The 13,305-nt window shown below is 72.0% G+C and carries 10 protein-coding genes; 2 read left to right on the plus strand and 8 right to left on the minus strand.

Going from position 1 to position 13,305, the window contains the following annotated elements; genetic code table 11:
* Positions 1–162: 162 nt before the first annotated feature.
* The 5 genes from A6A29_RS24295 to A6A29_RS24315 form a co-directional block, all read right to left on the minus strand.
* Positions 163–1,152 carry a S66 peptidase family protein gene (locus A6A29_RS24295; protein WP_241838639.1) on the minus strand — a complete coding sequence of 330 codons (990 nt, stop codon included), beginning with the start codon at positions 1,150–1,152 and terminating at the stop codon, positions 163–165.
* The gene (locus tag A6A29_RS24300; RefSeq protein WP_073722791.1) at positions 1,149–3,173 is read right to left on the minus strand and encodes a S9 family peptidase; all 2,025 of its coding nucleotides are present in this window, start codon (positions 3,171–3,173) and stop codon (positions 1,149–1,151) included. Before A6A29_RS24300 ends, A6A29_RS24295 begins: the two co-directional genes overlap by 4 nt.
* A 42-nt stretch (positions 3,174–3,215) precedes the next feature.
* Complete coding sequence (locus A6A29_RS24305; RefSeq protein ID WP_073722793.1) at positions 3,216–4,559, minus strand: M20/M25/M40 family metallo-hydrolase; 1,344 nt, start codon at positions 4,557–4,559, stop codon at positions 3,216–3,218.
* Positions 4,552–5,385, minus strand: coding sequence for a M55 family metallopeptidase (locus A6A29_RS24310; RefSeq protein ID WP_073722795.1), 834 nt, complete (start codon positions 5,383–5,385; stop codon positions 4,552–4,554). Before A6A29_RS24310 ends, A6A29_RS24305 begins: the two co-directional genes overlap by 8 nt.
* 470 nt (positions 5,386–5,855) lie before the next feature.
* Positions 5,856–6,863 (minus strand): aldo/keto reductase, encoded by a 1,008-nt coding sequence (locus tag A6A29_RS24315; protein ID WP_073722797.1) that lies wholly within the window; start codon positions 6,861–6,863, stop codon positions 5,856–5,858.
* Positions 6,864–6,989: 126 nt separating this feature from the next.
* Here A6A29_RS24315 and A6A29_RS24320 point away from each other — a divergent pair, with 126 nt between their 5' ends.
* Positions 6,990–7,880 (plus strand): LysR family transcriptional regulator, encoded by an 891-nt coding sequence (locus A6A29_RS24320; protein WP_073722799.1) that lies wholly within the window; start codon positions 6,990–6,992, stop codon positions 7,878–7,880.
* 3 nt (positions 7,881–7,883) lie between these two features.
* Here A6A29_RS24320 and A6A29_RS24325 read toward each other — a convergent pair whose 3' ends face one another.
* The 3 genes from A6A29_RS24325 to A6A29_RS24335 all read right to left on the minus strand — a co-directional run bounded on the left by A6A29_RS24325 (position 7,884) and on the right by A6A29_RS24335 (position 12,043).
* Positions 7,884–8,609 (minus strand): class I SAM-dependent methyltransferase, encoded by a 726-nt coding sequence (locus tag A6A29_RS24325; protein WP_073722801.1) that lies wholly within the window; start codon positions 8,607–8,609, stop codon positions 7,884–7,886.
* Positions 8,610–8,927: 318 nt separating this feature from the next.
* A complete protein-coding gene (locus A6A29_RS24330) occupies positions 8,928–11,375 on the minus strand; it encodes an MFS transporter (protein ID WP_073722803.1) in 2,448 nt (815 codons plus the stop codon).
* Positions 11,376–11,599: 224 nt separating this feature from the next.
* The gene (locus tag A6A29_RS24335) at positions 11,600–12,043 is read right to left on the minus strand and encodes an SRPBCC family protein (RefSeq protein ID WP_073722805.1); all 444 of its coding nucleotides are present in this window, start codon (positions 12,041–12,043) and stop codon (positions 11,600–11,602) included.
* Positions 12,044–12,193: 150 nt separating this feature from the next.
* On the opposite strand from A6A29_RS24335, the gene A6A29_RS24340 reads away from it, so the two are divergent.
* Positions 12,194–13,234: an Rv2578c family radical SAM protein gene (locus tag A6A29_RS24340; protein WP_073722807.1), complete on the plus strand. Its 1,041-nt coding sequence runs from the start codon at positions 12,194–12,196 to the stop codon at positions 13,232–13,234.
* The last annotated feature ends 71 nt before the right edge of the window (positions 13,235–13,305 follow it).

The raw sequence follows: 13,305 nt of genomic DNA on the forward strand, positions 1-13,305 counted from the left end.
ATGGTGTGGCAGGCGTCATAGCCGCGTCAACGCCCAGGACAGCGTTTCCTGAAAGATGTTCACGCTCTGCACACACGCCGGGGCCGGGTCCGCAGCGGCCCGAATCCCGCGGCGCCGACCCCGCGTTCCGCGGCCCCTGATCCGGCCCCGGCCCCCGCGGTCTCACATCAGCGCGGGGACCTCCACCGTCAGCGTGGGGCGGCCACCGTCCGCCGGGGCGTCCAGCACCGCGGGCACGCCCAGCGGAATCGTCAGCGCCGACGGCGAGTGCCCGAAGCCCAGCTCCTCGACGACGGGTACGCCCAGGCCGCCGAGCCGGTCGGCGAGGACCGCACGCACCTGTTCATAGGGGCCGCACTCCTCCCACGATCCGCACACCACACCGGAGATGGCGTCGAGCGCCCCGGCCCGCAGCAGCCTGGTGAGGATGCCGTCGAGCCGGTAGGGGTCCTCCGTGACGTCCTCGATCGCCAGCAGCCCGCCCCGGGCCGACGTCCGGGCCCCCGGAGTGCCCAGGTCGGCGGCGAGCATGCTGACACAGCCGCCGTACGTGACGCCCCGGGCCCGGCCGGGCACCAGCACCGCCGCCGTGTCCAGGCCGAGGGTGCGCACGGACTCGGGCGCGAACAGTGTGGCGCGCAGATGTTCCTGGGTGGGCGCGTCCTTGAGGAACACCTCGGTCGCGACCATCGGACCGTGCAGCGTGGAGAACCCGGCCCGCAGGGCGAACGCCTCGTGGAGCACGGTGATGTCGCTGTACCCGACGAACACCTTCGGCCCGGCCGCCCGGATCGCCGGCCAGTCCAGCAGATCGACCATGCGGTGGGCGCCGTAGCCGCCGCGGGCGCACAGCACGGCATCGACGGACGGGTCGCACCAGGCGTCCTGGAGATCGGCGGCACGGTTCTCATCCGTTCCGGCGAGGTAGTCCAACTCGGGGTGGGCCTGAAGGACATGAGGGGCGACGACCGGCTCCAGATCCCAGCCGCGCAGCAGATCGAGGCCCACCGCCAGCCGGTCGGCGGGCACCGGTCCGCTGGGCGCCACCACCGCGACCCGCGCACCGGGTCGCAGCCGGGCGGGCCGGGCGAGGGGTTCCAGCGGGGCGCGGGAGTCGCGCGGCTTCGTGGAACCCGCCGGTTCGGGGGTCACTTCCTCAGCTCCAGCCGCGGGACGTCGGGGCGGTCGATGCCGAACGTCTGGGCGTAGAGGGAGAGTTCGGCCTCCAGCGCGCGGATCATGGTGTCCGCGCGCCGGAACCCATGGCTCTCCCCCTCGAAGGCGATGTACGCGTGCGCGATGCCGCGGCCCTCGACGGCCGCGAGGAACCGCTCGCACTGGGCGGGCGGGCAGATCACGTCGTCGAGCCCCTGGAGCAGCAGGAACGGTGTGGTGAGGCGGTCGGTGCGGTGCATCGGCGAACGCTCGCGGTAGCGCTCCGGCACCTCGGCGAACGGTCCGACGAGTGATTCCAGATACCGCGACTCGAAGTCGTGGGTCTCGTCGGTGGCCCAGCCCGCGAGGTCGAGGATGGGGTAGCTGATCGTCCCGCAGGCGTAGAGGCCGGTGGATGTCAGCGAGGCGGCGGTGGTCCAGCCGCCCGCGCTGCCGCCCCTGATCGCGAGGCGGTCCCGGTCGGCCGAGCCCTCGGCGGCCAGCGCCTCGGCGACGGCGGCGCAGTCCTCCACGTCGACGACGCCCCACTGACCGCGCAGCCGTTCGCGGTAGCGGCGGCCGTAGCCGGTGGAGCCGCCGTAGTTGACCTCGGCGACACCGATGCCGCGCGAGGTGAAGTAGGCGATCTCCAGGTCGAGGACGAGCGGCGCGTGGCCGGTCGGGCCGCCGTGCGCCCAGACCACGTACGGCGGGAGCTCCCCCTCCGGCCCGCTGCGGTCGGGGCTGTGCGGCGGGTAGATGTGGGCGTGGATCTCGCGGCCGTCGGGACCGGTGAAGGTACGGTCGCGGGGTTCGGGGTAGTACGCGGGATCGACCGCGTCGCGGTGGGGTGCGCCGATGATCAGGGTGTGTCCGGTCGCGGTGTCCAGCTCCACCACCTCGGCACCGCTGCGCGGGCTCGCGGCGACGCCGATGACCCTGCTGCCCCGCACGGCGAGCGTGTCGGCCCAGGCCGTCCAGGGCCCCGGCACATCGGCGAGTTCCCCGGTCTCCGGGTCGAGCACGCCGAGCCGGGTGGTGCCCCTGCCGTGGATGACGGCGATCAGTCCGTTGTCCAGCGGCCGGAACCAGCGCAGCCCGACCTTCCACAGCGCCCCGCCGAACTCCTCGCCCCGGCCGGAGCAGAGCCGGCTGGTGGGGAGGGCTCCGCCCGCCGGGGCGTCGGGCCTGATGCGCTGGAGTTCCCACCAGTCGCCGAGGTCCGAGACGAACAGCAGCGTGCCGTCCCGGTCCCATTCGATCTGGCAGACGGACTCGTCGATGTCGCCGACGAGCGGGCGTACGCCGGTGAAGGTGCCCTCCTCGGTGACCTCGGCCAGCATCACCACCGTGCCGTCCCAGGGCATCCGCGGGTGGTCCCAGGCGATCCACGCGGCCCGCCGCCCGTCGTGCGAGAGCCGCGGCCCCGTGACGAACCGGTGCCGGTCGTCGGAGAGTTCGCGTACGGCGGTGCGGTCGTCGGCGGCCGATCCGTCCAGCGGCACGGCGGCGACGACCCGGCGCACATCGGTCGGGGCCTCGCCGGTGAACTCCTCCAGGACACACCAGACTTCGCCCTGGGCACCCCGGTCGAGGTGCAGCTCCGGGTCCACCCAGCGCAGTCCGCCGCCGATGTCCGACACGGGAGTGAGCGGCCAGGGTTCGTCGGGGCCGTCGGGGGCGTAGGCGTAGAGCCGCTGGTCGGTGAAGTGGACGAAGACGACGAGCGGGCCGCCCTCGGTGCGCTCGGTGCCGGCCCAGGGCTGCCCGCCGTACTCGATGACCCGGCTGCGGGCGTTCCACGGTGCGGGCAGCACGGCTGCGGTGGTGCCGTCCGCGCGCCGGCGCACCAGCGCCCGCCGGCCGCCCTGGGCCGGGCGCGGCTCGGTCCACCACACCTCCTCGCCGACGGTGCCGACGTGGTCCGGGCGTCCGTCGTGCGAGGCGGCGAGTGCCGCGTCGATCGGTGAGGGCCAGGTTCCGTACGGTGCTGTGGAAACGTTGGGCGTTGTGGACACGTTCGGCTCTGTGGTCACGGTGGACTGTCCCCCCGGTACGGGTCAGGCGGTGCGCAGATAGTGGTCGAGGACACGGACGCCGAAGTGCAGGGCGTCGACGGGTACGCGCTCGTCGACGCCGTGGAAGAGCGCCTGGTAGTCGAAGCCGACGGGCAGCTTCAGCGGCGAGAAGCCGTATCCGGTGATGCCGAGGCGGGAGAACTGCTTGGCGTCCGTGCCGCCCGACATGCAGTAGGGGACGGCGTGCCCGTCCGGGGCGAAGTGTTCGACGGCGGCACGCAGTTTGGCGTACGTGGGTGAGTCGACGGGCGCCTGGAGGGCGACCTCACGATGGTGGAACTCCCACTGGACGGCGGGTCCGGTGAGCCGGTCCATCGTCTCGCGGAACTCGTCCTCGCCGCCCGGCAGCATACGGCCGTCGATGAAGGCGGTGGCACGGCCGGGGATCACGTTGACCTTGTATCCGGCGTCCAGCATCGTCGGGTTGCTGCTGTTGCGGACGACCGGTTCGAGGAGGGAGGCGACCGGGCCCAGCTTGCCCAGCAGCTCGTCCACGTCGAAGCCGGGGGCGTCGACATCGACGTCGATGCCGTGCAGTGCGGCGATCTCGGTGAGCGCGGCCCGTACCGTGGGGGTGATCCGCACCGGCCACTCGTGCTCCCCGATCCGGGCGACGGCGGCGGCGAGCGCGCTGACCGCGTTGGCCCGGTTGACCTTGGAGCCGTGGCCCGCGGTGCCCTCGGCGGTCAGCTTCAGCCAGCCGGTGCCGCGCTCGCCCGCGGCGATCGGGTACAGCGACAGCCCCTCCCCGGCGTGGAAGGTGAAGGCCCCGGATTCGCTGATGCCCTCCGTACAGCCCTCGAAGAGCCCGGGGTGGTGGTCGGCGAGGAAGCCGGAGCCGTCGTCGGCGCTGGCCTCCTCGTCCGCGGTGTACGCGATGACGATGTCGCGGCGGGGGCGCACACCGGCGCGCGCCCAGCCGCGGACAACGGCGAGCACCATCGCGTCCATGTTCTTCATGTCGACGGCGCCGCGCCCCCACACCACCCCGTCACGCACCTCGCCGGAGAAGGGGTGCACGGTCCAGTCGGCGGCTTCGGCGGGCACCACGTCGAGGTGCCCGTGCACGAGGAGCGCGTCGGCGGACGGGTCGGTGCCCTCGATCCGGGCGACCACGTTGGTGCGTCCCGCGGTGCGCTCCAGCAGGGTGGGTTCCAGGCCGGTCGCCGCCAGGCGCTCGGCGACGTACTCGGCCGCCGGCCTCTCCCGGCAGTCGCCGCCGCCGTGGTTGGTGGTGTCGATCCGGATGAGTTCGGAGGTGAACGTCACCACTTCGTCGAGTGCCTGCTCGTCCACCTGTCCGAGCGGGTCGGGCGCCTCAGCCATATTGTTCCTCCACGGCGGACGACACGATGGTGGTCACCGCCTTGAACGTGCGAATACCTTCGTACATCGTCGCGCTGGTGTACGCGACGCGCCTCTCGCCACTCGGCGCCACGCCGGGGACCACGGTCGCCGCGGCGGCCAGATGCTCGGCGTCGAACTCCAGCTCCACCGTGAAGGAGCCGTCCGTCACCGGGGTGTGCCGCACGGCGAGCGCCGCCGCGTCCCTGGCCGCGGCCCTGATGTCGGCGGCGGTACGGGCCGGGGTGCGGCACACCGCCGCGTACCGCGAGACGTAGTCCTTGACGGCGACCTTGCGCGCCTCGGGGGCGTATCCCTCCGCGTCCACACAGGTGAGGTCGTCGCCGGTGACGAGCACGACCGGGACGCCGTACTCGGCGGCGACATGCGCGTTGAGCAGGCCCTCACTGGCGCGGACACCGTTCAGCCAGACCCCGGTGATGGAGTTGGCCAGATAGGTGTGGGCGAGAACGCCCTCCGCGCCCGCCCCCGTGTGATAGCCGACGAAGGCGATGGCATCGACATCGCCGTGCTGGATGCCCTCCACCATGGAGAGGGACTTGTGCCTGCCGGTGAGCATCTGGACCCGGTCGTCGAGGCGCTCCAGCAGGAGGTTGCGCATGGACCAGTGCGCCTCGTTGATCAGCACGTCGTCGGCGCCGCCGTCGTAGAACCCGAGGGCCGCGGCGTTCACGTCGGAGGTGAACATCGAGCGGCAGCGCTCCCACTGAGGAGTGCCGGGCAGCACATCGGCCGGCCAGGTCACTCCGGTGGCGCCCTCCATGTCGGCGCTGATGAGGATCTTCACGCCCCACCGTCCCGCGGTAGGTCATGGGCGGGCGATCCGGCCGTGACGGCGGTCGGTCGGCCATCACTCCGGCGAGCCGCGTCATCGGCCCGCGGCACAGCGCAACAGATCTTCACGCTGGCTCACGCTACGCGACGGCGATGGGTCGAGCCAGAGCCGGGCGAACGTTCGAGGGCCCGGAACGCTCTTCCCGTCAGGAGGGGAACCTGACGCGCAGAACGTACGCGTCCTCGCCGAGAGCGTCGAGGCAGGCGGTCGGTGGCGAGGCGACGGGGCGTCTCCAGGTCCAGGAGTCCGCGCGGGCCGCCGTCGCACCACTCGGGGTGCGACGGCGGCGGGCTGTCGTGGCCGGGCCCGCGGAAGAGGCGGGCCATGTCGTGCTGTTTCTCCGGAGATCGTCGGGCGGGGGTGACGGCGAGTCTCCACCGCCCACGACACGCAGGCCGTCGTGGGATCCCCGCCCGATGCGCTCAGCCCCGGCCCGTGCCCGTTCCCGTGAGCAGCTCCTCGATCCGGGCCAGCTCCTCCCCGGCGAACTCCAGGTTGCGGACGGTCTCCACGTTGCTCTCCAGCTGGGCGACGCTGCTCGCGCCGACCACGGCGGAGGTGACCCGGCCGCCGCGCAGCACCCAGGCCAGCGCCAGCTGGGCGAGCGACTGGCCGCGCTCCTTCGCCACGGCGTCGAGCGCGCGCAGCCGGTCCACCAGCTCGGGGGTGACGGCGTCCGGGGTCAGGAAGGGGCTGTCGCCCGCAGCCCGGGAACCGGCCGGGATGCCGTTCAGATAGCGGTCGGTGAGGATGCCCTGCTCCAGCGGGGAGTAGGCGATGGAGCCGGTGCCCAGTTCGTCGAGCGCGCTGAGCAGCCCGTCCTCGGGGCGGCGGTCGAGCATCGAGTAGCGGGGCTGGTGGATGAGCAGGGGCGTGCCGAGGTCCTTGAGGATCGCGGCGGCCTCCCGGGTCTGCTCGGCGGAGTAGTTGGAGAGGCCGACGTAGAGGGCCTTGCCCTGCCGTACGGCGGTGTCGAGGGCGCCCATCGTCTCTTCGAGCGGGGTCTCGGGGTCGAAGCGGTGGGAGTAGAAGATGTCGACGTACTCCAGGCCGAGCCGCCGCAGGCTCTGGTCCAGCGAGGAGCGCAGGTACTTCCGGGAGCCCCACTCGCCGTACGGGCCGTCCCACATGTCGTAGCCCGCCTTGGTGGAGACGACGATCTCGTCCCGGAGCCGGGCGAAGTCCGTCTTCAGCGCGCGGCCGAAGGTGAGCTCGGCGGAGCCGGGCGGCGGGCCGTAGTTGTTGGCGAGGTCGAAGTGGGTGATGCCCAGGTCGAAGGCCCTGCGCAGGATGCGGCCCTGCTCCTCGGGGCTCCGGTCGCCCCCGAAGTTGTGCCAGAGGCCGAGCGACAGCGCGGGAAGCAGCAGCCCGCTCCGGCCGGTGCGCCGGTAGGGCATGGCGGTGTAACGGTCGGCGGACGGGAGGTACATGTGTGCTCCGCGGGAGAGTTCCGAGGGAGCGCTCCGGGCTCGGTGCGCAGGGCCCAGGCTGACGGAGAACGATCCAGCAGTCCAACCGGAGATTCCGCTGGGATTCATCGTCTACCTTTCTCAATCATGGAACTGCGTCAGCTGGAGCACTTCGTCGCCGTCGCCGAGGAACAGCACTTCACCCGCGCCGCCGAGCGCCTCTCCGTCTCGCAGTCGGGTCTCTCGGCGTCCGTCCGGGCGCTGGAGCGGGAGCTGCGCACCCCGTTGTTCAGCCGGACCACGCGTTCGGTGCGCCTCACCGAGGCGGGGCGCGCCCTGCTGGTGGAGGCGGAGCGCACGCTGGCGGGGGCGCGGGCGGCACGGGACGCGGTCGACGCCGTACGGGGGCTGCTGCGCGGCACCCTGACGGTGGGGGTCGAACAGTGTGTGGCGGGGGTCAGTCCGGCGCGGCTGCTCGCCGCCTTCCACCGTGACCATCCGCACATGGAGCTACGGCTCCGGCAGGAGGGCACCACGAGCCTGCTGGACGGGGTGGCCGAGGGCCGGCTCGACATCGCGTTCGCCGCCACGGTCAGTCCGCTGGAGTGGCGCGGCGAGCTGATCCCGCTGGCCCGGGAGCCGATGGTCGTCCTGTGCGCTCCCGGTCACCGGTTCGCCGGGCGGCCCGTGGTGGCGTGGGACGAACTGCGCGGTGAGTCCTTCATCGACTTCCATCCGGACTGGGGGCCGCGGCGGGCGGCGGACGAGGCGTTCGCCTGCGCCCGGGTGCGCCGGAGCGTGGCCTTGGAGGTGAACGACGTGCACAGTCTGCTGGAGCTGGTGCACGAGGGGCTGGGCATCGCGGTGGTGCCGCACCACTTCACCCGCAAGCCCGAGGCCCGGGGCCTGGTCACGGGGGAGCTCGAAGGCCCGGACGCGCCGGTGTACGAGAGCGTGGTGGTGCTTCCGGCGGCGCGGGGCCTGAGCCCGGGCGCGCGGGCGCTGACGCATCTGGTGCGGGAGGACGCCCTGCGCTGAGCGTCACCCCGTCCGGCCCACCACCAGCCAGTTCGAGGGAAGGGCGATACGGATGCCGTCTGCCACGTACTCCGTTGTCAGCAGCGGCAGTTCGCCCTGGGCGAGTACGGAGAGCCCGGCCGTGCGGATGAACTGGGGCAGTGCCGCGTCCCGGACCGTGCCGGTGGCGATGCCGTGGGTGAGGACCGGGCGGAGCTTCGGGGGCGGTCCGGCCGGTCGCTGTGCCAGCACCGAGAGTTCGGCGCCCGCCGCCTCGGCCGGTTCCACGACGAAGGCCCTGCCCCGCTCCCCCACCAGGGTCGCGATGGAGTCGATCAGCGGCTGCCGGTCGGCCGGATCGCACTGGTGGAGCACGCCGCGCATATAGACATGGGTGTCGCCCAGTTCGCCGTGGAGGCGGCGCACGGCGTCCGGGTCCGCCGCGTCGATCTCGCGGAACGGCACCGCCCCGAGCGGGTCGCGGCGCCGGGCGTGGGCCAGCGCCGCCGCGGAGAGGTCGACGCCGGTGACCCGGGGCAGCCGTTCGGCGAGGAAGAACGTCTGTGTGCCGTTGCCGCAGCCGAGGTCGACCAGGGGAAGGTCCGCCGCCATCAGGTGCGGCTCGAAGCGGGCGAGGTGCAGCCCCGAGGTGAGGGCGGGTTCGGCGTCCCAGAAGACGGCGCCGGGGTCGTCGGGAGCCTCGCTCCAGAAGCTCTCCCAGGCACGCTTGTACTGACTCGTCACGCTCATGACCCGCTCCCCAGGGCGATCCGCACAACCTGTCATGACTTTTCGTCAGGGACGGTCTATCGCGCTCCGGTTGCAGCGACAAGCGACCGGCGCATTCTTTCACCGCGCGTTCGATCCGTAGGCGCCCCCCGTGCGCCGCGTACGCCCCCGCGCACGCCGTTATGACGGGCGCCGCGCACGGCATGACGAACCCCGCGCACGGCGCCATGGCGACCGTGCGCGGGGTGCCGGGACAGGTCCCGGAGGGTCAGTCCTTGCCCGGGCCGGAGGTCAGTCCTCGTATCCGGGCCGGAGGTCAGTCCTTGCCCGGGCCGGAGGTCAGTCCTCGTGTCCGAGCTGGAGGTCGCGCTCGGTGCGCCCGCCGCCCGCGACCTGGAGCACGGTCGCGACCGGCGGATAGCCCGCGGCGATCACGGTGTACTCGCCGGACGACAGGTCGACGAACCGGAACGCTCCGTCCGGCCCGGTGGTGAGGGTGTCCACCACATTGCCCGCCGCGTCGAGCAGGGTGACCCGGGCGTCCTCGACGGGCCGCCCGCCGCTCGCCCGGACGACCCCGCGCAGGACGGCGCCGCCGGCCAGTTCGATGTCCTGGCGGGTCTCCCTGGCGGCCTGCACACTGACCGGCAGCGCGGCGGGCCGGAAGGCCGGGGCGCTGGCGGCGAGGGTGTACTCACCGGCCACCAGCTCAGTGATCACATAGCCGCCCTCACGGCCGCTACGGGTGGTCGACACGACTTCGCCGCGCACATCGGTGAGGGTCACCGCGGCGTCCCGGACCGGGACCCCGTCGGCCGTGACGACCGTACCGGCGAGCCGTCCCGCGCCGCCGAGAACCACGTCGAGCTCGACGGGCCGCTCGCCCACCGTGACACTGACGGCCTGCGGCTGGTGCCCGCCCGCGGCGGCGATCAGCACATAGGAACCGGCGCCGGGGACACTCAGCGCGTACCGCCCGTCGTCACCGCTCGCGCCGCGCCCGACCTGCTTCCCCTGGACGTCGATCAGGGTGAGGGCCGCCCGGGGGACCTTCGTACCGTCCGGGTGCTGGACGCTCCCGCAGACGGGGACACCGGACAGGTGACCGAAGGACGGGGAAGCGGAGTCGGTCCGCGCGGCGGGGATCGGCGAGGGCTCGGTGGCCGTTTCGGGGCTGTGGTGGGACACCAGCGGTTTCTCCTTGAGGAAGAAGGCGAGGAACAGGCCGAGCACGAGCACCGGCACCAGGTAGAGGAAGATGCGCGGCATCGCGTCGGCGTACGCCTGGACATAGGCGTCACGCAGTGCGGGCTCCATCGCGTGGACGAGCTGCGGGGTGATCGACGCGGGATCGGGGAGGTCGGCGCCGGACGGAAGGTGTACGGCGAGGGCGTCGGCGAGCCGCCCCGCGAAGAGGGTGCCGAAGACGGCGGCGCCGACACTGCCGCCGATCTGCCGGAAGTAGTTGTTGGCACTGGTGGCGGTGCCGAGGTCGGCGGGCCGCACGGAGTTCTGCACGGCGAGCACGAGGACAGACATGACCAGGCCGATCCCGATGCCGAGCACGGCCTGCGCGAGGCTGTACTCCAGCCGGGAGGTGCCGGTCTCCAGCCGGGAGAGCAGCCACATGCCGACGGCGGACACGGCGCAGCCGACGAGCGGGTAAATCCGGTAGCGGCCGGTCCTGGAGATCAGCTGTCCGGAGACGACGGAGGCCACGACGATGCCGCCCATCATCGGCAGCATCAGGAGCCCGGACCCGGTGGCGCTGGCCCCGTCGACCATCTGGAGATACGTCGGCAGATAGCTGGCGGCACCGAAGAGCGCGACACCGACGACGGCGCCCACGAGAGAGGTGACGTTGAAGATCGAGTCGCGGAACAGCCGCAGCGGGATGACGGGTTCGGCGGCGCGGTGCTCGACGGCGAGGAAGAGCAGGACCGTTCCGAGCGCACCCGCGGCGAGGCCCAGGATGGTGCGCGAGCCCCAGGCGTACTCGGTCCCGCCCCAGCTGGTGAGCAGCACCAGGAAGGTGGAGGCGGCGGCCAGGAGCAGCGCGCCGAGCACATCGAGCCGGGGGCGGACGGTGGGCTTGGGAAGCTTCAGCACGACGGCGATGACGGCGAGGGTGACCAGGCCGAAGGGCACGTTGATGTAGAAGCACCAGCGCCAGGAGGCGTGGTCGGTGAAGAAGCCGCCGAGCAGCGGGCCCGCGACGGACGCGAGGCCGAAGACGGCACCGATGAGGCCCATGTAGCGGCCTCGCTCGCGGGGCGGGACGATGTCCGCGATGATCGCCTGGACACCGATCATGAGCCCGCCGCCGCCGATGCCCTGGACGGCCCGGAAGGCGATCAGCTCGTCCATGGTGCGTGACCGGCCGGCGAGCGCGGAGCCGATGACGAAGACGACGATGGCGAACTGGAAGACGCCCTTGCGGCCGAAGAGATCGCCGAGCTTCCCATAGATCGGGAGGCCGATGGTGGAGGCGAGCAGATAGGCGGTGACCGCCCACGACATCTTCTCCAGGCCGTGCAGCTCACCGACGATCTTCGGCAGGGCGGTGGCGACGATCATCTGGTCGAGCGCCGCGAGCAGCAGGGTGAGCATCAGCCCGAGGAAGACCATCCGGACCCGGCGCGGGCTGATCCCGTCGGGCAGGGCGACCGACGCGGTGCCGGGGCCGGGAGTCGTGGGTGGCGGCGGAGGCGGGAGCACGGTCCTGGTGTCGGCGCCCCCTGCCGAGTCGCCCTGCTCGTCCTTCACCAGCGTGATCCCACCCACCACGTAACGCTCCCCTGGTCGCCTCTGCGCCGCCCATTTCTCGCATCGAGCAGCGAGGCAGGGCAAACGCGAAGCGGGGGGCGTACGGCGCGGGCAAAGGGCTTATGCGCCGGTCGGAGCCGCTACGGCGCACAACCGGCCACCCCGGAAAAACCACCCGTTCCGGTGAGGCCGGTCGTCAAACGGGCGGCCGGGCCGAACGTGGTGTCGGCCGGGCCGCGTTCGGTCTACTTCTCGACCGCGGTGGCGAGGTTCTGGAGCAGTTCGTCGTAGATGCGTCCGAGGCCCTTGGGCGCGAAGGTCTTCTCGAAGAATCCGCCGATGCCGCCCGCGCCGTTCCAGACGGTCGAGACGACGGCCTTGGACTTGCCCTCACCGGCCGGGGTCACGGTCCAGGTGGTGACCATGGAGGAGTTGCGGTCCTTCTCGACGAGCTGTCCGTCGGTCGGCTCGGAGACCTCCAGCAGGCAGTCGCGGACCCGCTTGCTGGTGGCCTGGAGCTTCCAGTGGACGAGGGTGCCCTCGCCGTCACCGCCCTCGCGCACCTCGTACTCGCTGAAGTGTCCGGTCAGCACCTTGCCCCGGACCTCCTGGTAGTCGGCCAGCGCGTCGAACACCGTCTCCGCGTCCGCCGCGATGATCCGCTCTGTCGTGGCCTCGACCTGCGCCATGGCTGTTCCTCCAGCACTCGGTTGTTCGGGGGGGTGAGCTGAGCCAACCACCTCGGGTACGGCCCCTCAAAATCGGGGTCCGCGAGCCGCCCCGCACGATCAAGGGAACAAGTGTTCTATTCTGTGCCCAGTTCTACCGAGGAGGCGTCCATGCGCTGGGACAATCTGGTCGAGAACGGCACAATGACCGGGAACAGCGCGCTCTTCGCCGCCGACGCGGTGACCACGCGCACGTTCGACACCCCTGAATTCCGGGGGATCACCTTCCATGAGATCCGGGCCCGCTCGATCGTGAACCGGGTGCCGGGGGCATCCCGGATGCCGTTCGAATGGACCGTGAATCCGTACCGGGGCTGCTCCCACGCCTGTGTGTACTGCTTCGCCCGCAAGACCCACAGCTATCTGGATCTCGACACCGGACTCGGCTTCGACTCCCAGATCGTCGTCAAGATCAACGCGGCGGAGCTGGTACGGCGGCAGCTCGCCTCCCGCCGCTGGCAGGGCGACCACATCGCGATGGGCACGAACGTCGACTGCTACCAGCGTGCCGAGGGCCGCTACCGGCTGATGCCCGGCATCATCGAGGCCCTGCGCGATCGCGCGAACCCGTTCTCGATCCTGACGAAGGGCACGCTGATCCTGCGGGATCTGGAGCTGCTGCGGCAGGCCGCCGAGGTCACCGAGATCGGGGTGTCCGTCTCCGTCGGCTTCACCGACCGCGAGCTGTGGCGCACGGTCGAGCCCGGCACGCCCTCCCCCGAGCGGCGCCTCGACGTGGTGCGCACCCTCACCGACAACGGCATCGGCTGCGCGGTCCTGATGGCCCCCGTCATCCCGTTCCTCGGCGACCGGCCCGACCAGCTGCGCGACACGGTCCGCGCGATCGCCGCAGCAGGGGCGACCTCGGTGACCCCGCTCGTGCTCCATCTGCGGCCCGGCGCCCGGGAGTGGTTCACGCAGTGGCTCGCCCGCCACCACCCGCATCTCGTGCCGCGCTACGAGCGGATGTACGCGGACGGCTCGTACGCGCCGACGTGGTACCAGCGCCGAATCACCCGCCAGGTGCACGAGCTGGCCACCGAGTTCGGGATCGGGCCCCCCGACTGGGGCGCGGCCCGCCGGGTCGCCGCGTCCGGCACACCGGGGCAGGCCGACCCGGCGCCCGGACCGACCCAGCTGACTCTGCTGTGACATCCGCCCCTCCTGTGACAGTGCGGCCGCATCACGGCGTCAGCGTGACCAATCGGGTCAACTCTCGACAG

It is taken from the genome of Streptomyces sp. TSRI0281 (genome assembly GCF_001905125.1).
Lineage (GTDB): Bacteria > Actinomycetota > Actinomycetes > Streptomycetales > Streptomycetaceae > Streptomyces.